The organism is Verticiella alkaliphila (assembly GCF_018904615.1).
Lineage (GTDB): Bacteria > Pseudomonadota > Gammaproteobacteria > Burkholderiales > Burkholderiaceae_B > Verticiella > Verticiella alkaliphila.
In genome coordinates this window covers 1-19,530 of record NZ_JADCNH010000054.1, presented here as the reverse complement: position 1 = coordinate 19,530, position 19,530 = coordinate 1, and the positions used below count along the sequence as shown (strand labels likewise).

The window sequence follows — 19,530 nt, the reverse complement described above, 5'->3', positions numbered from 1 at the left end:
GCGCAACGCGTCTTCCGACACGGTGACGCCCTGGGCGCGGGCGCGTTCCACGATCAGGGCTGCCGCCTGCGCCGGGCCCCCACTGGCGAGCACGCGGTCCTGCAGGTCGGGATCGTGCGTGATCTGATCCTCGATCCAGGCGAGTTGGTCTTGCGATAAGGACATGAATGTCTCCTTGGGGAATGGACGCGGCTGCGTCGCGAGGTGGCGCCGCCCGCGCTTCAGGAAAAGTGCGCGTGGCGCGGTCCTCCGCCAGACACCTTGCCCAGCGTGTCGTCGTCCAACGTGTCCTGCTTTGCGAAATGCTCGCGCAACGCGTCTTCCGACACGGTGACGCCCTGGGCGCGGGCGCGTTCCACGATCAGGGCTGCCGCCTGCGCCGGGCCCCCACTGGCGAGCACGCGGTCCTGCAGATCGGGGTCATGCGTGATCTGGTCTTCGATCCAGGCGAGTTGGTCTTGCGATAAGGACATGGTGTCTCCTTGGGTTGGATGGCGAGATGTCAGCCGGCTGGGCGCAGGCCCAGGCCGCGGGCGGTGAGTTCGCCCTGGGCCGCCAGGACTTCCAGATGCGAGAGGACGCGCTGTGCCTGGGCCCGCACCAGGCTCACCTGGGTATTGAAGAGTTCACGTTGCATGTCCAGCACGTCGAGCAGGGTGAGCTCGCCCAGCCGCTCGAACTGCGCCCGCATGCCTTCGTAGGCGATTTCGTTGGCCGCGACGGCCCTGGCAAAGGCCTCGGCGTCGGCCTGCGCCGATTGCAGGCCGTTCCAGGCCACCACCGCGTTCTGGCGGGCGGCAAGCCTGGCACGATCAAGTTGTGCCAGTGCCTGTACGCCGCGCTGCTCGCTTGCCCGGGTCGCGGCCTGCAGCGCGCCACCCTGATAGATCGGCACGGAGAGCGTGAGCTGTACCGACATATCCTGCTGATTGCGATAGGCGGCGCTGGGCTCCTTCACCCGGGAGTAGCTCGCGTCCACACTCACCGCTGGCAGTGCCGCACCGCGAGCCGCCTCGACGTCGTAGCCGGCTGCATCGAGGGCATGGCGCGCGCTGCGCACCGCCGGCGCATCCCGCTCGGCGAGTTCGACGAGGGCATCGAGGCGTGCAGGAATGGGCGGCAGCGACGTCGGCAACGTCAGCTCCCCGGGAATGGCCCCGATGAGACGCGCGAACTCGCGTTCACTCGTGGCGAGATCGTTGCGCGCGCGGGCCAGTTCGGCCCTGGCCGTCGCCTGTCGGGCCTCGGCCTGCGCAAGCTCGGTCCGGGTGCCGAGCGCGCGCCGAAAGAGCTCCTGCCGATACGTGACCTGCTGCGCGAGCGTGGCTTCGTTGGTCTCGTTCAGACGCAGGAGCTCGCGCGCCTGCAACACCCCCACATACGCACGCGCCGCGTCGAGCAGCACGGCCTGCTCGACCTGCAGCGACGTGGCGTCTCCCTGGCGCACGCGCGCCTCGGCCGCATCCACGCGCGGACCCACGCTGCCGTTCCAGATGGGCTGCGAGGCCGAGACGCGCACGGACGTGGGATTGGCCTGCTGGTTGAACGCATCGCCCTGCTGCAGGCGCGCACGGCTGTCATTGCGCCCTGAGCCCGCACTCACACTCACGGTTGGGCGCCAGCCGGCCTGCGCCTGGTTGACGTTCTCGTTGAGTTCGAACTGGGCGGCCCGCCGCTCGCGCAGGTCGGGGCTGGCGGTCCAGGCCTGCGACATGGCTTGCAGGAACGACTGCGCGCAGGCTGCGCCCGGCAGGACGCTGCCGGCAAGAATGAACAAGGCGATCCGGTGGGCGGCTAGAGACATGGTCAGACGATCTGGGCGGCAGCGAGGCGGGCGAAGGCACCATCGCGCTGCATGAGTTCTGCGAAGGTGCCGGACTCCACCACCCGCCCGTGCTCAAGCACGATGATGCGATCGGCCCGCTCAATGGTGCTCAGGCGATGCGCGACCACGATGCGGGTCACGGACAAGCGCTCGAGGCTTTCCGTCACCACCGCCTGCGTGCGGTTGTCCAGGGCACTCGTGGCCTCGTCCAGCAGCAGGATGCGGGGCGCACCGACGATCGCACGCGCAATCATGAGGCGTTGCAACTGGCCGCCGGACAGCGAGCCGCTGCCCTCGGTCACGACGGTATGCATGCCCATCGGCATCGCGCGGATGTCCTCGGCCATTCCCACGCGTGCCGCCGCGTCCCACGCCTGCTCGAGCGTGCCGCCCGTCACGCCGACGATGTTGTCAAAGAGAGAACCGGGCATGGGACGGCTGTTCTGCAGGACGACGCCCATCTGCCGGCGCGCCGCCAGCACGTCCAGATCGCGCACGTCCTGGCCATCGAGCAGGATGCCGCCAGCATCCGGTGTCTCGAAGCCCAGCAGCAGGCGCAGCACCGTGGACTTGCCGCTGCCCGACGCCCCGACGAGTGCGATGAACTCGCCCGGACGGGCTTGCAGAGAGACATCGTCCAGCACGAGCGGGCCGTTCTCGTCGTAGCGGAAGGTCACGTGGGAGAGCTCGATGCCGCCCGACAGCGTACCGGGATCCTCGCGCCCCTCACCGATCTCGGGGTTGGCGCGCAACAACGGCCGCGCGCGCTCGAAGAGCGGCTTCACACCGATCAGGCTCGTCAAGGTCTGGGTCATCTGCGTGACGCTGCCGTTGAACTGACTGAATGCCGTCAGGAAGGCCGCGAAGGTGCCGATGGCCATGGCGTTCTCGCTCAGCCCTTCGCCGAAATTGCCCATGACGAGAAAGAAGAAGAACAAGGCTGCGATACCGAAGAAGCTGTTGAGCACGGCCTGGGCGTTGCCCAGGGCGCTCGTGCTTGCCCGCAGCCGTTGCGCCTTGGCGAACGGCAGGGCCCAGCGCACGAAGGCGCGGTCTTCCGAGGCGGACAGACGCAGCTTGGCGATGCCGGTGATGAGTTGCAGCATGAGGCTCTGCAGCTGGCCATCGAGGCCGGCCAGCGGGCGCTCGCGCGCCAGGCGCATCAGGGTGAGCGTCAACGTGGCCGTCACGTAGATGGCCGTGATCAGCACCGCCCATAGCCCCATGCGCAGGTCGTAATAGAGCAGCAGACCGAAGCTGAAGACGGAGAAGATCCCGGCCATGACGGCTCCCGCCGCCGCGCCGGACACCATCTGCTGGATGTGCGTGACGGCACTGGCCCGCATGGCGAGATCCCCGGCCGAGAACGTGCGAAAGAAGCCCACGGGCAGCCGCAGCAGACGGTCGATCATGGCCGCCTGCACCGCCGGGCCCGCCCGGCTTTCGAAGCGGCTGAATGCGATGGCGCCGACCACGCTCATGATGAAGGCCGCCACACCCAGCACGCTGAGCACGAGCGCCATCTCCACCAGCTGCCCGCGATCGTGTGCCGGGATCACCTTGTCGATGAGGTAGCCCGACGCGATCGGGGCGGCCATGCCGAGCAGCCCGCCGGCGGCCCTGTAAGGATGAGCACGAGCAGATCGCGCCAGGTGCGCACGAAGGTGAAACGCGGCACGTCGGCCCAGGTGAGCACGCGAAACGGCAGCGGCGCCGTGAGCGCGACGGCTTGCGGCGCCAGCATGGCCAGACCGGATTCGCCCGTGTGTTCGACGCCGTGCGTGGGATCGACGATGCGCGGGCCACGGCGCCCGGGCAGGATCGCCAACGGGCGCCCATCGTCGGCCGCCTGGCCCAGGAGCGCGCCGGACTGATGCAGATGCCAGCCTGGCTCGAGCAGCACGGTACGCCGGCGCAGGCCGCTCGCCCGCGCCACGTCGTCCAGTCGCGGCGCGCGGTCCTCGTCATCGCGCGCGCGCTGCACCGGCACCTTGACAACGAAGCCTTCGACGCGCCCGACCAGCGTCAACGCCGCCACGAGCGGCTGCCCCTCGTGCGCCGCGCTGCCTGCGACGGCATCTGCGGCCATGACCGTGCCCAGGCTGCGCAGGCCCCGATCCCAGTCACGCTCGACCGATTCGACCCGCTGGCGCAGGCGATTGTGCTCATCGACCTGCGCGAGCCGCACGTTCAGCTCGGCGAGCGGGAACAGCACCGCATGCAAGGCATCCAGGCCGGCCCACAAAGCACCGCGGGCGAGACACGCCGTCGTGGTCTCGCCAGCCACGTCCAGGTCGGCGTGGGCGAGGATCCAGGTGGCCGGCGTGAGCGGCAGGCCGCAGGGCCCCGTGCCGGCCGGCAGCTCCTGCGCATCCAGGTACAGCACGGTGTCGCGCGGCAGCGCGAGCCAGACGACCCCGCGCGCCGCACTGGCACGCTGGTGGCCGGCCACCCTCGCCGTCTCGCCGGTCACCAGGGCCTGGCCGATGCGCGGACGCGGTGTGATCCAGTGCGCGAGTCCGTCGGACACGGCATGCACCCAGGACTCGACCGGCGCGATCAGTTCGTCGCGCGCCGCGGGATCGTCCGCGAGCGCGTGCAAGGCTGCCTGCGGCACGCGGCAGACCTCGGTGCCGACGTGCGGCACCGCAAGCAGGCAATAGCCCAGGTCCCCGAGGTCCGGAGACAGGCCCGGCATCAGCGCGCCGGGCGTCAGGGATGCGAAATGATGGCGCATTCCCTGGGTCTGACCGTGTTCGGCACGAACCAGGAAGAGCTCCACCGCCCCCCGCAGAAGCAGCCAGGCCCAGCCCGGATCGTCGAGCAGGAAGGGCGTGTTGCCGGCGACCTGCCGTGTCTCGCCCTGCCCGGCGCACAGCGCCGCGAGCGCAGGCCCCGGCCAGGCGGCCGGGCCTTCGCCCGTCGGCAACGATGCGCTGGCCTCAGGTTTCGATGAGTGCACGGTAGGCGCCGTCCCTGGCCATCAGTTGTTCGTGCGTGCCGCGCTCCAAAATGCGGCCACGGTCCATGACCACGATCTCGTCGCAATCGCGGATGGTGCTCAGTCGGTGGGCGATGATGAGGCAGGTGCAGCCGCGCCGACGCAGGTTGTCGACGATGGCCTTCTCGGTGACGGTATCCAGCGCGCTGGTCGCCTCGTCCAGCACCAGCACGCTCGGATTGGCCACGAGCGCACGGGCGATCTCGAGCCGCTGGCGCTGGCCGCCGCTGAAGTTGCGCCCGCCTTCGTCGACCTGGCTGTCATAGCCGCCCGGGCGCGCCATGATCGCGTCATGGATCATGGCGTCACGCGCGGCGCGCACCACGTTGATCTGCGGCATGGAATCGTCCCACAGGGTGATGTTGTCCCGCACCGAGCCTTCGAAGAGCGCGATGTCCTGGTCCACCACCGCGAGCGAATTGCGCAGCGCGCGCCTGGCGATGCGTGGCAGCGGCTGGCCATCCACGCGCACCTCGCCTTGCCAGGGGTCGAGCAGGCCGCAGGCGAGCTTGCCCACGGTGGATTTGCCGCTGCCCGAGCCGCCCACGAGCGCCACCCGGCTGCCGGGCACCATGTCGAGCGAGAAGCCCTCGATCAAGGCGGGCTCGAGCGGGGAGTAGCCGACGCTCACGTCGTGGAACGACAGATGCCCGACGAGGCGGGGCGTGCGCCCCGGGGTCGTCGCGTCCTTGGGCTGGAGCTCGTCGGCAAGCCCGTGACGCAGCGTGTCGTCCACCTGGGCGAGCGCGCCCTGCCCTTGCCGCAGCGCGCTGAAGGCGGCCGTGAGCTCCTGCACGGGCGACGTGAAGCTCGCCATGATCGCCACGAAGGCGACGAGCATGCCCACCGTGAGCGTGCCATCGATCACGAAGAGTCCCCCCAGGCCGAGCACGGCGGCCGACGTGAGGGCGCCCGTCAGCGCGGGCAACGCACTGATGACGGCCTGCAAGGGTGCCACGCGCTGCTGGGCGTTGATGAAGAGCGTCTGCAGACCGGACCAGTGACTGAAGAACATGTCGTCACTGCCGGTGGCCTTCAAGGTCTCGATCATCATGAGGCCCTGCATGACCTTGCCTTCCATCTTCACCGCCTGCATGGCGGTGCTCTCGGCCGATTCGCCCAGGCGGCCCTGCAACCAGGCAAAGATGCCCACGTTCAGCGTGGCCAGCACGAGGCAGGTGAGCGTGAGCCAGACGTTGTACTGCACCATCAACGCGGTGAAGAACACCAGGGTCGTCACGTTCACGGCCATCTGCGCGAGCTGCTGCGAGGCGAGCTGCGCGATCTGCTCGGCCAGCGGCACGCGCGCGCCGACCATCCCGCCCTGGCGTTGCGTGAAGAAGCCCACCGGCAGACGCAGGATGTGCCATACCAGCCGGCCGGTGAGCACCAGCCCGAGCTTGATGCGCAGCCGGTTGAGGAGCTGCACGCGGATCCAGGTCACGAGCGCGAGGGTGGGTGCGGCCACGGCCATCGCCACGAGCAGGGGCACGAGCCAGTCGTTCAGGCGCTCGAGCATGACGTAGTCGATGAAGACGCGATTGAACGCCGGCGTGATGAGCGTGACCAGCACCATCAGCACGCCTGCGCCGAGGATGACGGCCAGCGGCATCCAGGATTCGCGCATCAGCGCCAGCAGCGCTGGGAGCACCTTGCGCGGCGCCCCGCCCCGCTGGAATGCCTCGGTGGTCTCGAAGGTGAGCGCCACCCCGGAGAACATGCCGTCGAAATCCTCGGCTGTGACCAAGCGCCGGCCGGACGCCGGATCGTTGATGTACCACCCGGCCGGCCCGAAGCCTTCCAGGACCACGAAGTGGTTCATGTTCACGAAGAGGATGGCGGGCAACGGAATGTCGGCAAGCCCGCCGGGCTCGGCCCGAACGCCCTGGGCCTTCATGCCGAGCTTGCGCGCGGCCTTCACCACGTTCAGCGCCTTGCTGCCGTCGCGCGACACGCCACACATCACGCGCAGCTCCTCGAGCGGCTTCCAGAGGCCGTGATAGGCGAGCACCATGGCAAGCGCGGCAGCGCCGCACTCGAGCGCTTCCATCTGCAGGACGGTGGGCGTCTTCACGCGGCGCGCCCGAGGCATGGGGGCCAGCGCCGGCGGCGCGTCGGGGACAGCGGCCATCAGTGCAGCCCCAGCCAGCGAAAGACGTGATCGAAGGATGGCAGCGCGAGGCTGATGATGCGGGTGCGCCCCACGACCATGTCCGCCCGCGCCATGGTGCCCACGTCGATGCTGATGTCGGGACCATCGCCGGACGACCAGGCGTAGCCGCTTCGCGTGGCCGCGTCGCGCTCGAGCTGGACCTCGATCTCGAACGGTGCGCCCGAGCGCAGGAGATGATCGACCAGCGCGGCATTGCGCAGGCGACGCATGAGACCTTCGCGCGTGGACGGAATCTTGGCAACTTTCACGACCATGCCGCGGATGAAACCATCGCGCTGAGGACGCGTGGTCGACGGCATCACGTGCGCCGCCATGCCGGGCTCGACGCGCTTGCCATCCTCATTGGGCACGTAGAGGATGGCGACGACCGGGGCCGTATCGTCCTGGCCCACACTGCCCGCACTCAACACGCGCATGAGCGAGCCGCCGTTGCCGACGAACTCACCCGGGTTGGCGCTGAATTCCACCACGGTGCCGCTGGCCGGCGCGATCACGATGCGCTGACGCTCGTACTCGCGCTCGAGGTTGCCGAGTTCGCGTTCGAGCGCGCCCACCCGCAGCGCAGTTTCCCGGATCTGCTGGGCGCGCTGCGCGTTGTCCGACTGCCGCTGCAGGTTCTGCTCGACGAGCCCGTTGCGCAAACTCGCGATCTGGTCGTCGAGTTCAGCGATGCGCGTGTCGGTCTCGGTGAGGCGGCTGGCGGTCACGAAACCCCGGGTGAGCAGCTCGGCCTCGTTGCGCCGGCGCTCCTGCAGCTTGCGCCGCTGCGCATCGAGCGTGGCGATGCGCTCGGACACCGTGCGGCTGCGGGCGGCCACGAGTCCCTCCTGCAGCCCGAGATACTCCGAGCCGCTCGCTCGCAGCACGGCGAGCTGATCGCGCACCCCGGCAAGCTCGGCGCGTTTGGCCGTCAGGCGGTCCACGCTGTCGGGCAGCGCGAGCTCGGCCACGGGCGCGCCCGCCTCGATCGTGTCACCGACCTCGACCAGGATGCGGTTGACCCGGCCGGCGGCAGGCGCGGTGACGTCGGAGACGCCCTCCGGCGACAGCAGGATGCCCTGCCCCTGCACGGACACCGGGGCCGTAGACACCACGCCCCACACGATCGCCGCACCGAGGAGCATCAATACCAGCGCCAGCCCGAGCATATGCTGGGGCCGGACGACCTGCAAGACCTTGTCCAGCTGATCGGGATTGGCGATCCGCGCGAGCGCCTGGCTTCTGAACAGCGTGCTCACACTAGTTGGACCGCGGGGCGTTGACCGCTGCGATGAGGCTGGCTGCAAATCGATCCCACGCCTCCGGCGACGCCGGCGGGTCGGCCAAGACGCCGCCCGCGACGCCTTCGAGCAACGCATCGTCGATCACGTCCGCGGCGCCCATGGGCTGCCGGTCGAACACGCGCTCGACCGCATGAAACGCGTTGTCCAGGAAATCGATGCTCACACCGGCAGGCACGGCAATACCCATGCTGCGCAAGGCGGCGAGAGGGTCGCGCTCAGCGTGCTGCCGAAAGGCGGGGTCGCTGCGAAAACGAGAAATGAAGTCGGCGGAAGAGCTCATGGCAGGCGTTCCGAAACGGCGTGAACAGGTGTAATGAATGATAATAACCGGTTGCTTCGGATAACATTACGGCGAAATCGAGGTATCCGTCCATGGCTCTTTCTAGCCATGGCGTGCCGCGCAGGAGCAGACATTGACGCGTCAGAAAATCGTCATCGTGGCGGACGACCACCCGCTCATCCGGCAGTCGCTCGCCGGCCTCGTCTCGGGGCTCTTTCCCTATGTGAAGCTCTATAGTGGTGCGGGCGCCACACGGCTCACCGAGCTCGTGCGCCAGCATGAGCCGGCCGATGGTGAGTTTACGGTCATGGACGTCACGGTGCCCGCCGAACCCGGCGCGGGCGCGGCGCCCGCGAGCCCGGATTCTCCGCTGATGATGGTGACGGCGCGCGACGCCGACATCACCGCGCGGTGGTTCGTCGCGCTCGAGCCAACACCCAGTGAGGCCACCGCCACCGCCTCGATCGAAACCGCGCTCACCCAGGGCGAAGCGGTGCAGGACCTGATCCGCCAGCTCCAAGAGGCGGCACGGCGCGAAGGGCGGGACGTGGTCGAAGCGGCAGGCGGGCTGCCCCCGATCGAGAGCCTCGTCGCGCTGGGCCTGACGCACCGCCAGGCGGAAGTATTGCGCTACCTGGCCGAGGGGCAATCCAACAAGGAGATCGCGCGCGTGCTGGACGTCTCGGAATGGACGGTGCGTCATCACGTGAGCGCCATCCTGGAGCGGCTGGAAGTGAGCAACCGCATGCGCGCGGCCAATCTCGCCCGCTCGCTTGGCCAGGGCTGACGCGCTCCGGCGCAGCACCGGCTGCATGGTCGCCATAGAAAAAGCCGCCCGAGGGCGGCTTTTTCTATGGCGCTTGCCCTGGGTCAGGGCGCAGCGGATGCAGGCGACGGACCGGGCGGCACCGGACGGGGCACCGGCGACGTCATGCCATTGGGCATGTCGTTGAAGTACCGGAAGAAGTCCGAATCCGGGCTCACGACGAGGATGTCGTTGCGATCCTTGAACGAGGCACGGTAGGCCTCCAGGCTGCGATAGAAGCGATAGAACTCCTCATCGCGCTGGTAGGCTTCGGCGAACACCTGGCTGGCCTCGGCGTCGCCTTCACCCATGAGGGCTTGGGCTTTCGCATAGGCTTCGGCCACGATCTCGTCGCGCTGACGCTCGGCGTTGGCGCGGATCCGCTCGCCCTCGGCCGCACCGATCGAGCGCTGCTCGTTGGCCACGCGCTTGCGCTCGGCTTCCATCCGACGATACACCGACTCGGAGATCTCAGGCACGAAATCGATGCGCTTCAAGCGCACGTCCACCACATCGACCCCGACACTGCCGGCAAGCTTGGCCACGTTGTCACGAATCTCGGTCATGATGACGTCACGCTCCTTCGAGGTGACGTCGTTCACGGTGCGGCGGTTCACGGACGCGTTCAATGCGTCGCGAATGACGGCCTGCAGGCGGGCCTGCGCGCCGGCTTCGTTGCCACCGAACGTCACGTAGTAGAGCCGCGGATCGGCGATGCGCCACTTCACGTAGGCATCGATCAAGAGGTTCTTCTTCTCGGCCGTCTGGATGCGCTCGGCTTCCGAATCATCGATCGTGAGCAGGCGCTTGTCCAGATAGACCACGTTCTGGAACGGAGGCGGCAGCTTGAAGTACAGGCCTGGCTCGTCGATGACCTCGCGCACTTCCCCGAGGGCAAAGACGAGGGCGTACTCGCGTTCGCGCACGATGAACGTGCACGAGACGGCGATCACGAGCAGGATGGAGGCGACGATGGCCAGTGGCATGAGGATGCGGTTCATGGTCGTCTCCTCAGCGAGCGTCGCGGTCAAGGGTGCGCGACAGGGCGCCGCCACGCTGTACGGCACGCGTGTCGACGGCCGGCGTGCTGCTGTTCGCAGGCGCTTCCGTGCCGTTCATGCCGTGCAGGTTCGTGTTGCCCTGCCCGCTGCCGGTGGCTGCCTGCTGCATGATCTTGTCGAGCGGCAGATAGAGCATGTTGTTGCCGTTGCTGGTGTCGAGCAGCACCTTGGTGGTCTGCGTGAAGATCTGCTGCATGGTCTCCAGGTACAAACGGTCTCGGGTCACCAGGGGGGCGTTGCTGTACGCGGCCTGAATCTGGGCGAAGCGCGATGCATCACCGCGGGCATCGTTCACGACGCGCACGCGATAACCCTCGGCCTGCTCGGTCATGCGCGAGGCCGTACCACGGGCAAGCGGGATCACCTGGTTGGCGTAGGCTTCGCCTTCGTTGATCGCCCGTTCGCGATCCTGGCCGGCGCGCACGGCGTCGTCGAATGCCGCCTGCACCTGTTCGGGCGGCTGGGCATTCAGGATGGCGACGGTGCTGATCAGCACGCCCGTCTGGTAGCGATCCATGATGTCCTGCATCAGGCCGGCGGCCTGAGAGGCCACTTGCGTACGGCCTTCGTACAGCACGAAATCCATGGTGGTGCGGCCGATGACTTCGCGCATGGCGGTCTCGGCAGCCTGACGCACGGCCTGATCGGGCTCGCGGTCATTGAAGAGATAGGCGCGCGCGCCATCCGGACGGATCCGGTATTGCACGACGAACTGCAGATCGACGATGTTCTCGTCGTCCGTCAGCATGAGGGATTCTTCGAGCACCTTGCTGCGGGCGTTGCCCCGAAACCCGATCTCGAAGGTACGCAGTTGCGACACGTCCACGATCTGCACGCGATCGATGGGCGCGGGCGCATGCCACTGGAAGCCCGCGGGCACCGTGGTCTTGAAGGCGCCGAAGCGCGTCACGACGCCGACCTGGCCTTCCTGCACGATGAAAAAGCCGCTGGCCAGCCAGAGCAAAACGCCACCGACCACGATGGCCATCGCGCCGATGCGCGCACCGCGCGGCGACGGGGCGAAACCACCGCCATTGCCGCCGCCGTTGCCACCGTTGTTGTCGAACGGATTGCGGCGCTTGGGCTTGCGGCCGAAAAGGCCACCCAGGCGATTGTTGAAGTCGCGCCAGAGCTCGTCGAGATCCGGGGGACCTTGATCGCCATTGCCCCGGTTCGGTCTGCGCGGCGGCTCATTGCCCCCGGACCCGCCACCTTGGTTGCCGCGCCCCCAGCCGGGGTCATTCAGATTGAACAGTTTGAAAGGCAGGTGCATCGTTATCTGCTTTATTCCGGCTAAAGTCGGCAATGGCTTCGCGCAATCCATCCAGCCCGGCCCGTTCGATGGCGCTCACAAAAACACGCGTGATCGTACCATGGGCATCCCGCTGGACTTGCGGGGCCAATCCGAGCTTGTCGGACTTGTTGAACACCAGCAGGCGCGGCACCTCGGCCGCCCCGATCTCCTGGAGGACTTTGTCGACTTCGGCGATCTGTTCGTCACGCTGGGGACTCGCGGCATCCACGACATGCAGCAGAAGATCGGCGTGGACCGTCTCCTCGAGCGTGGCGCGAAAGGCCGCGACCAGGGTGTGGGGCAGATCCCGGATGAAGCCGACCGTATCGGACACGGTCACCGAGCCCGCCCCTTCGACCCACACCTTGCGGGTGGTGGTGTCGAGCGTGGCGAAGAGCTGGTCTGCCGCGTAGGCATCCGAATTCGTGAGTGCGTTGAAGAGCGTGGACTTGCCCGCGTTGGTGTAGCCCACCAGCGAGACCGACAGCACACCACCCCGCGAGCGCGCCCGCCGCTGCGTCTGGCGCTGACGTTCCAGCTTGGCGAGCCGTTCGCGCAGCAGGCGGACCTTGTCGCCGATCATCCGGCGGTCCATTTCGAGCTGGGATTCACCCGGGCCGCGCATGCCGATACCGCCGCGCTGACGTTCCAAATGAGACCACATCCGCGTGAGCCGGGTGACCAGATGCTGCAACTGGGCAAGTTCGACCTGGACCTTGCCTTCGTGGCTGCGCGCGCGCAGGGCGAAGATGTCCAGAATCAGGGTGACGCGATCGACCACACGCAGCTTGAGCACCCTTTCGAGGTTGCGCTGCTGTGCAGGCGACAGGGCATGGTCGACGAGGATGAGTTCGGCGTTGTGCGCGGCGGCAGCCAACGCGATCTCCTCGACCTTGCCCGAGCCGATGAAGTACGCGGCGTCCGGTCTGGCGCGGCGCGCGACGATCGTGTCGACGATGTCTGCACCCGCACCGCGGGCGAGCATCTCGAACTCTTCGCATCGCGCGTCGAAATCGGGTTCTCCGAAATCGACGCTGACGACCAGCGCCCGGACGGCGGAATTGAGATTGGCGTTATTCAGCGGATTCATCCACCTGGAAATTCACCGCGCGGGCCGGCACCACGGTCGAGATGGCGTGCTTGTAGACCATCTGGGTGACCGTGTTGCGCAACAGGACGACGTACTGGTCGAACGATTCGATCTGGCCTTGCAGCTTGATGCCGTTGACGAGATACACCGACACCGGGATGTGTTCCTTGCGCAGCGTGTTGAGAAATGGGTCTTGCAACATCAACCCTTTGTTGCTCATCGGATTTACTCCTGAATTTGTTGTGTTTTGATGGATTTGTCGCTGCATCGATGCCCCGCATCGCGAGGCATCGCTAATTTACAGGGTTTTCCCTAGGGCATCTACAACGCCGCCTCAGTTAGATGCGGCCATGTGCGCAAGGTTCAACCCACCGACGCGGGTATCAATCGACGTACGGATTGTGCGAGGCGCGGAATTCGATGCGCATCGGCGTGCCCTGCAGCTTGAAGGCGTTGCGAAAGCGCGTTTCCAGGTAGCGACGATACGAATCCGGCACGGCGTCCAGGGCGCTGCCGTGGATGATGACGAGCGGCGGATTCTGGCCGCCCTGGTGCGCATAGCGCATCTTGGGCCGGAAGATGCCCTTGCGCGGCGGCTGCTGCTGCTCGACCGCCGCATGCAGCTCGCGGGTGAGCTTGGGCGTGGACAGCTTGGCGAATGCGGCCGCGTGGGCCGTGTTCACCGCCTTGAGCAGCGGGCCGATGCCGCGGTTGTGCAGTGCCGAGGTCGTGAGCACCGTCGCAAAGGACAGGAAGCGCATCTTGCGCTCGAACTCGCGCTTGATGCGTTCGCGCTGCTCTTCGTCCAGACCATCCCACTTGTTGATGGCGACGACGAGCGCACGACCGGTCTCCAGCACGAAACCCGCGATGTGCGCGTCCTGGTCCGAGATTTCCGTGTGGGCATCGAGCATCAGCACGACGACATTGGCAGCCTCGACCGCCTGCAGCGTCTTGATGACGGAGAACTTCTCGACAGCCTGGAAGACCTTGCCACGACGGCGCAGGCCGGCCGTGTCGATGAGCAGGTAGCGGCGATCGCCCCGCTCGAACTCGATCTCGATGGCGTCGCGCGTGGTGCCGGGCTGATCGAAGGCGATCACGCGCTGCTCGCCCAGCAAGGCGTTCACGAGCGTGGACTTGCCCACGTTGGGGCGCCCGACGATGGCGAGGCGGATGCGGTGATCGCGCGCGTCCTCGGGGACGAACTCGGCCTCGGGCGCGTCGGGATCCGCGTTTTCTGCAGCCTCCTCGTCGTCATCCAGGCCGAGCCCGGCCAGGGCGAGATCGATGAGTTCGGCCACGCCATCGCCGTGGGCGGAGGAGATCGGATGCGGCTCGCCCAGACCGAGTTCATGGAACTCGGCCACGGCCACGTCGTACTTCATGCCTTCGAGCTTGTTGACTGCCAGCAGTGCCGGACGTCCCGTGCGGCGCAGCAGCGCCGCGATCTCGCGATCGTGCGCGGTCAGGCCGGTGCGGCCGTCCGCGAGGAAGATGACGGCATCGGCCTCGTCGATCGCGAGGCGCGTCTGGCGTGCCATCTCGGCAAGGATGCCGTCCTTGGCGACGGGCTCGAAGCCACCCGTGTCGACCACGATGTACGGATGCGAGCCGACCCGCCCTTCGCCGTAATGGCGATCGCGGGTGAGGCCCGGCATGTCGGCCACGAGGGCCGCGCGGGAGCGGGTCAGCCGGTTGAACAGCGTCGATTTTCCGACGTTGGGGCGCCCGACGAGGGCGACCACCGGCTTGAGCCGGACTGCAGATTCGTTCACTTAACTGCCTGTGGAGAGAAGGCGGACATTGCCGCTCGTGCCCTGGACGACCACGCCGAACGGCGTGCTCTCCAGCGGAGCCAGGATGGCGTCGCCATCAGTGGCGATGCGTGCGAGCAGACGGCCATCCTCGCGAGCGAGGAAATGCACGTAGCCCTGGTAATCCCCCACGGCCACGGCACGCGGGGTGGAAGCCGGCGCCGACAGGCTGCGGTTGCGCAGCGCATCCTGGCGCCAGATATTGGAGCCGCCCGAAAGCAGGAAGCCGGAGACGACGCCATGCGCGTCCGCGGCAAACGCCGAGCTGCCGTCGACGGCCATGCCGGAGGCGCCGGAGAAGTCGCGCGCCCAGGCGAGTTCGCCGCCACCGGCGATATCGAAGCAGGCGATGCGACCCTGGAAGGCGACGGCGCACAAGAGGTTCTGGGTGAGTGCCGGGCGACCGACGACGTCGGCCACGCGCTCGAGTTCGCTCGCGCCCCGCGGGTGGCGACCGTGCCTTCCCACTGCACCACGCCATTGCGGGTATCGATGGCCACGACCTTGCCGCCCGGCAGGCCGCTGAAGACGAAGCCACCGGCGATCTGCATCTGGTTCACGGCGCGCAGCGCCAGCGAAGGGCCGGGACGCTGCACGCTCCAGCGGCGCTCGCCCGTCTGGGCATCGAATGCCTGGATACGGTAATCGCCACTGCGCACCACGACCAGGCCATCGCCCACCGCCGGCGGCACCAGCACTTCGCTGGTGGCCTTGGCGCGCCACTTTTCCTGTCCCGCGTCGTCGAAGGCGACGATCTCGCCCTGCGGCCGGACCACGGCGGTGGTCAGGCCGTCGCTGCCCGCGCCGGCGGACAGACGACCATCGACGCTCGCGCGCCAGGCCACGCTGCCACTGGCCAGATCGATCTTGACGACCGAGCCATCGGCTGCCGCGGCGTAGACGGCATCGGCGGTCACGGCCGGGGCGAAGCCCACGCCACCGCCACGGCCGACCGACACGTTCCAGCTCACGCTGGCGTCGAGCTCGGGCGTGAACTGCGTCAGCGGCACGGGCTTGTAGCGATCATCCGACTTCGAAAACAGCGAGCAGCCGGCCACCGCAGCCAGCGAGAGGACCAGCGCACCACGCACGGCGTGCCGGCGAAAACGGGAAAATCCAGTCATGCTTGCTCCTGTCAGGCGGCCGGGCCGCCAAGCGCCTCGATCTTGATCCACACCACGTTGCGCAGGGGGTTGTCCAGCGCAAAGGCATCCAGCGCCTGCTGCCAGGCCTGACGGGCCTGGCCGGCTTCGCCCCGGGCGAAGAACACATCGCCGCGCGCATCGGCGTACACGGCCTCGAACCCTGCGGGCGGCGTGCCATTGACCTGCGCCAGCGCGTTGTCGAAATCCTTCTGGTCGATCAGGATGGACACGAGACGCACACGCGCCACCGCGGCCAGCGCCGGATCCTTGCCTTCGCCGATGACCCAGGCAAGCTCGGCGCGGGCGCCATCCACATCGCCGTTGGCCAGCCGCACGTCGGCTGCGATCAACGCGCCACGCGTGGCGTACACCGTGCTGCCAAAGCGCGAACGCAAAGTCTCGCTGGCGTTGGCGACCGGGCCGGCCTGGCCCTGACGGGCCGAACTCACGAGCGCGTCGAAGTAGCCACCGGCCTCAGCGGCCTGGTTGCGTTGATACCAGTTCCAGCCCTGCCAGGACAGCACGGCGATCAGGATCAGGGTGACGAAGCCAAGGATGACGTTGCCATACTTGTCCCACCACGCCTTCAGTGATTCGATTTGTTCCTGCTCATCATGATCGTAGGCCATGCGACACCCTGTGTGATCGAGGGACCGCGCAGCGCGACCGCAAGGCGCACTGCGCGAGAAAGATCCGCATTTTATACATGCGGGAGAATTGCCGGCGCGAGCGTCTAGACAGGCGGTGCCGCAGACGGTTCCGGCATCCCGGCATCGCCGTCTGCCGAGAGCGCGTCGACGAGCGTGCCGGCCAGGGCATCGAACCCGACCGCCTGCTGGCTGCCGTCGCCCAGGCACTTCACGCTGGCGACACCCCTGGCGAGCTCATCGTCGCCCAGGATCACGGCATAGGCTGCCCGGCTGGCGTCGGCGCGCTTCATCTGCGACTTGAAGCTCGCGGCACCGGCATGCACGATCACGTCCAGGCCGGCATCACGCAGCTGCTCACCCAGCTGCAGCGCGCGCCGGGCCGCGGCGTCGCCCTGGTGCAGCACGTAGACGTCCACGGCCTGGCCCACTACCTCGTCCTTGCTCTGCTCCCAGAGGTCCAGCAGGCGCTCCATGCCGATGGCAAAGCCCACGGCCGGTGCCGGCTTGCCGCCCACCAGTTCGATCAACCCGTCGTAACGGCCGCCGCCGCACACGGTGCCCTGCGCGCCCAGGCGATCCGTCACCCACTCGAAGACGGTGAGGTTGTAGTAATCCAGCCCGCGCACGAGGCGCGGATTGATCGTGTAGGCGATGCCCGCATCGTCCAGACGCGCACGCACGCCGTCCAGGTGGGCGCGCGAGGCCTCGCCCAGGAAGTCCAGCAGACGCGGGGCGCCGGCGGCCATCTCCTGCAGCGCCGGATTCTTCGTATCCAGCACGCGCAGCGGATTGGCGTACATGCGACGCAGGCCGTCCTCGTCGAGGATGTCCTTGTGCTGCTCGAGATAGGCGATCAGGGCAGCGCGATGCGCGGCACGCTCTTCGCCGGCCCCCAGCGAGTTGAGCTCCAGCCGGATGTCCTTCAGGCCGAGGATCTTCCAGAGACGCGCGAGCATGAGGATCTGCTCGGCGTCCACGTCCGGGCCGGCAAAGCCCAGGGCCTCGACCGACACCTGGTGGAACTGGCGATAGCGCCCCCGCTGCGGACGCTCGTGACGGAACACGGGGCCCAGCGCGTATACGCGGCGCGGGGCATCATAGAGCAGATTGTGCTCGATGGCGGCGCGCACCGTGCCCGCGGTGAATTCCGGGCGCAGCGTGAGCGATTCGCCATTCAACGCATCCGTGAAGGTGTACATCTCCTTCTCGACGATGTCCGTGACTTCGCCGATGCCGCGCGTGAAGAGCCGCGTGTGTTCAAGCACGGGGGTGCGCAGATTGGCATAGCCGTAGCTGCGCAGCCAGTCCCGCACGTGTTGTTCCAGGCGCTCCCAGCGGCCCGAGGCCTGCGGCAGCACGTCGTTCATGCCACGGATGGCGGTGACTTTCTTGAAGGTGTCCATGTGTCCGTAGGCAGCGGCGCGCTTCTGGGGCGCGCCGGCTGCGAATCAGGTTGCGGAGGGCGCGGCGGCCTGGCCGTAGCGGCGTTCCACGTAGTTCTCGACGATGGCGAGAAATTCTTCGGCGATGCGCTCGCCCTTGAGCGTGACGGTGCGCTGGCCGTCGACGAAGACCGGCGCCGTCGGCAGCTCGCCCGTGCCGGGCAGGCTGATGCCGATGTCGGCGTGCTTGCTTTCGCCCGGGCCATTGACGACGCAGCCCATCACGGCCACGTTCATGCGTTCGACACCCGGATAGCGGTGGCTCCACACCGGCATCTGCTCGCGCAGATAGCTCTGGATGCTGTCGGCCAGCTCCTGGAAGAACGTGCTGCTCGTGCGACCGCACCCCGGACAGGCGATGACCATGGGGGTGAAGGCGCGCAGCCCCATCGTCTGCAGGATCTCCTGGCCCACGATGACTTCGCGCGTGCGCGCCCCACCCGGCTCGGGCGTGAGCGAGATACGGATGGTGTCGCCAATGCCCTGCTGCAGCAGCACGGACAGCGCGGCCGTGGAGGCGACGATGCCCTTGCTGCCCATGCCGGCCTCGGTGAGCCCCAGGTGCAGCGGGTAATCACAGCGCGAAGAAAGCTCTCGATAGACCGAGATCAGATCCTGCACGTGGCTGACCTTGCAGGACAGCACGATGGCGTCGCCCGGCAGGCCAAGCGACTCGGCGCGCTGGGCATTGGTGATCGCAGACACCACCAGGGCCTCGCGCATCACGGCCTGGGCCGTCCACGGATCCGGGCGCGCGTTGTTCTCGTCCATCATGCGCGCCATGAGCGCCTGGTCCAGGCTGCCCCAGTTCACGCCGATGCGCACCGGCTTGTTGTGCCGGCAGGCGACCTCGATCATCTGCGCGAAGTTGTCGTCTGCCCGCTTGCCAGCGCCGAGATTGCCCGGGTTGATGCGGTACTTCGACAAGGCCTGCGCACACTCGGGGAACTGCGTGAGCAGCTTGTGGCCGTTGTAGTGGAAGTCCCCGATCAGTGGCACGGCAATGCCCATGCGATCGAGTTGCTCGCGAATGGCCGGCACTTCGCGCGCAGCTTCGGGCGAATTGACGGTGATGCGCACGGCCTCGGAGCCGGCCAGGGCCAGCTCCTTCACCTGGATGGCGGTGGCGATCGGGTCGGCCGTGTCCGTATTGGTCATGGATTGCACCATGACCGGGGCATCGCCGCCGACACGCACGACACGCTCGCCCCAGCGCAGGTTCACCTGGCGCGTCGCCCGGCGCGCCGCGGCGCCCGGGGTAAGAGGCTTCATGTCCATGGCTTACTCGAGGGTGAGCCGGGCCACGTTGCCCCGGCGAAACGGTGCGAGATCCACGGCGGCGCCCTGCCACTGCAGTTGCACGCCAGTGGCGTTGCCGATCACCACGCGCGCGGGCGGCGCGGCCTCCACGCTGGTCTGCGCGCCCGGTTGCAACGTGGAAGACAGCACGATCGTGCCGTTGGCATCCCGCACTTCGACCCAGCTCGCGGTCGTGACGGAGAAAGCGACTTGATTGGGCTTGGCGGTGGCCGGCGCGGGCGCATCCCCCGGCGTGGCTGCCGAAGATTGCGCCTGGGCCTGTTGCGCCCAGTTCGGTGTGCCACAAGCGGGGTCGGGCGAGACCGTGCGTCTGCCAATGCGTGAGGCAGCGCTCGGCGCTGTCG

At 67.7% G+C, this 19,530-nt stretch carries 17 protein-coding genes and 1 pseudogene; 1 reads left to right on the top strand and 17 read right to left on the bottom strand.

Annotation, left to right across the window (positions count from 1 at the left end; translation table 11 throughout):
* Nucleotides 1-221 precede the first annotated feature (221 nt).
* The 7 genes from IMZ29_RS20815 to IMZ29_RS20785 are packed head-to-tail and all read right to left on the bottom strand — an operon-like array spanning nucleotide 222 to nucleotide 8,562.
* A complete protein-coding gene (locus IMZ29_RS20815; protein ID WP_216187827.1) occupies nucleotides 222-473 on the bottom strand; it encodes a hypothetical protein in 252 nt (83 codons plus the stop codon).
* A 29-nt stretch (nucleotides 474-502) separates the two neighbouring features.
* Nucleotides 503-1,804, bottom strand: coding sequence for a TolC family outer membrane protein (locus IMZ29_RS20810; RefSeq protein ID WP_216187825.1), 1,302 nt, complete (start codon nucleotides 1,802-1,804; stop codon nucleotides 503-505).
* A gap of 2 nt (nucleotides 1,805-1,806) precedes the next feature.
* Nucleotides 1,807-3,423, bottom strand: coding sequence for an NHLP bacteriocin export ABC transporter permease/ATPase subunit (locus IMZ29_RS20805; RefSeq protein WP_216187823.1), 1,617 nt, complete (start codon nucleotides 3,421-3,423; stop codon nucleotides 1,807-1,809).
* A complete protein-coding gene (locus IMZ29_RS20800) occupies nucleotides 3,381-4,787 on the bottom strand; it encodes a hypothetical protein (RefSeq protein ID WP_216187820.1) in 1,407 nt (468 codons plus the stop codon). The genes IMZ29_RS20805 and IMZ29_RS20800 overlap by 43 nt, the downstream gene beginning before the upstream one ends.
* Nucleotides 4,768-6,957: an NHLP family bacteriocin export ABC transporter peptidase/permease/ATPase subunit gene (locus tag IMZ29_RS20795; protein WP_216187817.1), complete on the bottom strand. Its 2,190-nt coding sequence runs from the start codon at nucleotides 6,955-6,957 to the stop codon at nucleotides 4,768-4,770. The genes IMZ29_RS20800 and IMZ29_RS20795 overlap by 20 nt, the downstream gene beginning before the upstream one ends.
* Nucleotides 6,957-8,237, bottom strand: a complete 1,281-nt coding sequence (locus IMZ29_RS20790) for an NHLP bacteriocin system secretion protein (RefSeq protein WP_216187815.1) — start codon at nucleotides 8,235-8,237, stop codon at nucleotides 6,957-6,959. Before IMZ29_RS20790 ends, IMZ29_RS20795 begins: the two co-directional genes overlap by 1 nt.
* Before the next feature lies 1 nt (nucleotide 8,238).
* Nucleotides 8,239-8,562, bottom strand: a complete 324-nt coding sequence (locus tag IMZ29_RS20785; RefSeq protein WP_216187813.1) for a hypothetical protein — start codon at nucleotides 8,560-8,562, stop codon at nucleotides 8,239-8,241.
* Between the two features lie 133 nt (nucleotides 8,563-8,695).
* Between IMZ29_RS20785 and IMZ29_RS20780 the strand changes: the two genes are divergently transcribed.
* Entirely contained in the window at nucleotides 8,696-9,349 is a 654-nt protein-coding gene (locus IMZ29_RS20780) for a response regulator transcription factor (RefSeq protein ID WP_216187810.1), read from the top strand.
* A gap of 83 nt (nucleotides 9,350-9,432) precedes the next feature.
* Here the strand turns inward: IMZ29_RS20780 and hflC are convergent, their stop codons facing one another.
* The 10 genes and pseudogenes from hflC to IMZ29_RS20730 all read right to left on the bottom strand — a co-directional run.
* Complete coding sequence (gene hflC / locus IMZ29_RS20775; RefSeq protein WP_216187808.1) at nucleotides 9,433-10,368, bottom strand: protease modulator HflC; 936 nt, start codon at nucleotides 10,366-10,368, stop codon at nucleotides 9,433-9,435.
* 10 nt (nucleotides 10,369-10,378) lie between these two features.
* Nucleotides 10,379-11,701 (bottom strand): FtsH protease activity modulator HflK, encoded by a 1,323-nt coding sequence (gene hflK, locus IMZ29_RS20770; RefSeq protein WP_216187806.1) that lies wholly within the window; start codon nucleotides 11,699-11,701, stop codon nucleotides 10,379-10,381.
* Nucleotides 11,667-12,812: a GTPase HflX gene (gene hflX, locus IMZ29_RS20765; RefSeq protein WP_216187804.1), complete on the bottom strand. Its 1,146-nt coding sequence runs from the start codon at nucleotides 12,810-12,812 to the stop codon at nucleotides 11,667-11,669. The genes hflK and hflX overlap by 35 nt, the downstream gene beginning before the upstream one ends.
* A complete protein-coding gene (gene hfq, locus IMZ29_RS20760) occupies nucleotides 12,796-13,032 on the bottom strand; it encodes an RNA chaperone Hfq (RefSeq protein WP_216187800.1) in 237 nt (78 codons plus the stop codon). Before hfq ends, hflX begins: the two co-directional genes overlap by 17 nt.
* A 163-nt stretch (nucleotides 13,033-13,195) precedes the next feature.
* Nucleotides 13,196-14,590 (bottom strand): ribosome biogenesis GTPase Der, encoded by a 1,395-nt coding sequence (gene der, locus IMZ29_RS20755; RefSeq protein ID WP_216187797.1) that lies wholly within the window; start codon nucleotides 14,588-14,590, stop codon nucleotides 13,196-13,198.
* Nucleotides 14,591-15,753, bottom strand: a pseudogene (gene bamB, locus IMZ29_RS20750) (outer membrane protein assembly factor BamB). It lies immediately after the preceding gene.
* A gap of 11 nt (nucleotides 15,754-15,764) precedes the next feature.
* Complete coding sequence (locus IMZ29_RS20745; protein ID WP_216187794.1) at nucleotides 15,765-16,403, bottom strand: YfgM family protein; 639 nt, start codon at nucleotides 16,401-16,403, stop codon at nucleotides 15,765-15,767.
* Between the two features lie 104 nt (nucleotides 16,404-16,507).
* Entirely contained in the window at nucleotides 16,508-17,827 is a 1,320-nt protein-coding gene (hisS, locus tag IMZ29_RS20740) for a histidine--tRNA ligase (RefSeq protein ID WP_253207341.1), read from the bottom strand.
* A 45-nt stretch (nucleotides 17,828-17,872) separates the two neighbouring features.
* Nucleotides 17,873-19,144 carry a flavodoxin-dependent (E)-4-hydroxy-3-methylbut-2-enyl-diphosphate synthase gene (gene ispG / locus IMZ29_RS20735; protein ID WP_216187791.1) on the bottom strand — a complete coding sequence of 424 codons (1,272 nt, stop codon included), beginning with the start codon at nucleotides 19,142-19,144 and terminating at the stop codon, nucleotides 17,873-17,875.
* 3 nt (nucleotides 19,145-19,147) lie between these two features.
* Nucleotides 19,148-19,530 (bottom strand): DUF4115 domain-containing protein (locus IMZ29_RS20730; protein WP_216187788.1); only part of this gene is annotated, 383 nt, incomplete at its 5' end.

Bases quoted from the DNA above. Each gene is read 5' to 3' on its own strand.
- IMZ29_RS20815 (WP_216187827.1), bottom strand. From the start codon at position 473: ATGTCCTTATCGCAAGACCAACTCGCCTGGATCGAAGACCAGATCACG.
- IMZ29_RS20810 (WP_216187825.1), bottom strand. From the start codon at position 1,804: ATGTCTCTAGCCGCCCACCGGATCGCCTTGTTCATTCTTGCCGGCAGC.
- IMZ29_RS20805 (WP_216187823.1), bottom strand. From the start codon at position 3,423: ATGGCCGCCCCGATCGCGTCGGGCTACCTCATCGACAAGGTGATCCCG.
- IMZ29_RS20795 (WP_216187817.1), bottom strand. From the start codon at position 6,957: ATGGCCGCTGTCCCCGACGCGCCGCCGGCGCTGGCCCCCATGCCTCGG.
- IMZ29_RS20785 (WP_216187813.1), bottom strand. From the start codon at position 8,562: ATGAGCTCTTCCGCCGACTTCATTTCTCGTTTTCGCAGCGACCCCGCC.
- hflC (WP_216187808.1), bottom strand. From the start codon at position 10,368: ATGAACCGCATCCTCATGCCACTGGCCATCGTCGCCTCCATCCTGCTC.
- hflK (WP_216187806.1), bottom strand. From the start codon at position 11,701: ATGCACCTGCCTTTCAAACTGTTCAATCTGAATGACCCCGGCTGGGGG.
- hflX (WP_216187804.1), bottom strand. From the start codon at position 12,812: ATGAATCCGCTGAATAACGCCAATCTCAATTCCGCCGTCCGGGCGCTG.
- hfq (WP_216187800.1), bottom strand. From the start codon at position 13,032: ATGAGCAACAAAGGGTTGATGTTGCAAGACCCATTTCTCAACACGCTG.
- IMZ29_RS20745 (WP_216187794.1), bottom strand. From the start codon at position 16,403: ATGGCCTACGATCATGATGAGCAGGAACAAATCGAATCACTGAAGGCG.
- hisS (WP_253207341.1), bottom strand. From the start codon at position 17,827: ATGGACACCTTCAAGAAAGTCACCGCCATCCGTGGCATGAACGACGTG.
- ispG (WP_216187791.1), bottom strand. From the start codon at position 19,144: ATGGACATGAAGCCTCTTACCCCGGGCGCCGCGGCGCGCCGGGCGACG.